Here is a 1,092-nt window from a genome sequence, read left to right as displayed (position 1 = left end):
TGCGATGAAGGGCATCTCCCCACTGGGTGACAAGCTTGGTCAAAGCGTAGCAAGTGAACTTCTCACCTTTACCGATGCGGCATACATGCCAAATGGTATGGCTATCGCAGGGTTTGATAGTGAAGGTTTTGCCACTCAAGACAATGTGTTGATCGCCAATGGCCAACTGAGAACGCTATTGCACAATAGCCAAACAGCGAGTTATTTAGGTGCAGTGTCGACGGCAAGTGCATCTCGCAGTGCGAAATCGAGCCTAGACGTATCGGCAAATCATAAAGTGATTGCGACAGGCAACAGCAGTGCGTCAGAAGTCAAAGCTGGTGAATACCTAGAATTAGTGGAACTGCAAGGGGTTCACTCTGGTGCAGATGCTGTCAGTGGTGATTTCTCATTTGGTGCGAGTGGTTTCTTGTGCCGTGATGGTCAGCGTGTTCAACCTGTGCGCGGAATTACAGTTGCAGGTAACTTCTATAAGATGCTGCAAGAAGTAGAAGCTGTGGGTGATACGCAGCTTATTAATGATAGCCGCACTTTCTTCGCGCCAGATGTGCGTTTTGCTCGATTGAGTATTGGCGGTAAATAAGCGCGGCATAGAAAGTCAGAAACAAAAAAGAGGACTCAATCGAGTCCTCTTTCATCATCTAGCAACGTGTACGCGAATAACTAGAATTCGCGGATATCCAGTTCGTTGTGGATCAATACTACACACTGAGAAGCAAACAGCATCTTAGGTCCAAGGCTGATTTTCTCAGTACCTAGGCGCTTCAAGCTGTTGAACGACTTCTTCGGCATCGGAATGTGGTCGGTTAGCAAGAAACATGGATTTTCACCAATTTCTGCATCACGAACAAATTCGCCTTTCTTGTCCAACATATAAAGTTGGTGGTCTTCCGCCAGTTCTTGAACCAAGCGTTCGAAGCTCACTGTACGAACCGTAATACCCGGCTCAACTTCACGAAGCTGCTCTTTACCCATACCAACAGATGCGTCCAACGCACGGGCAACGGCAGCGATCAACGTTGACTCGTGAAAACCACCAATATTGGTAATGTCGTTTGAACGAATGGTAATCGTGCGCGAGTAATCCTTCGT

Annotated in this window: 2 protein-coding genes; one reads left to right on the top strand and one right to left on the bottom strand. The window is 47.3% G+C overall.

The window, feature by feature from the left end:
* On the top strand, positions 1–583 hold a 583-nt coding region (locus R7P72_RS25715; RefSeq protein ID WP_318111064.1), incomplete at its 5' end, for a metallopeptidase TldD-related protein.
* A gap of 80 nt (positions 584–663) precedes the next feature.
* On the opposite strand, the gene R7P72_RS25710 is transcribed toward R7P72_RS25715, so the two are convergent.
* Positions 664–1,092 (bottom strand): tRNA (pseudouridine(54)-N(1))-methyltransferase TrmY (locus tag R7P72_RS25710; protein ID WP_318111062.1); only part of this gene is annotated, 429 nt, incomplete at its 5' end.

The organism is Vibrio sp. Vb0888, assembly GCF_033338835.1.
In the GTDB taxonomy this organism is placed as follows: Bacteria; Pseudomonadota; Gammaproteobacteria; order Enterobacterales; family Vibrionaceae; genus Vibrio; species Vibrio alginolyticus.
This window is presented reverse-complemented; position numbering and strand designations above follow the sequence as displayed.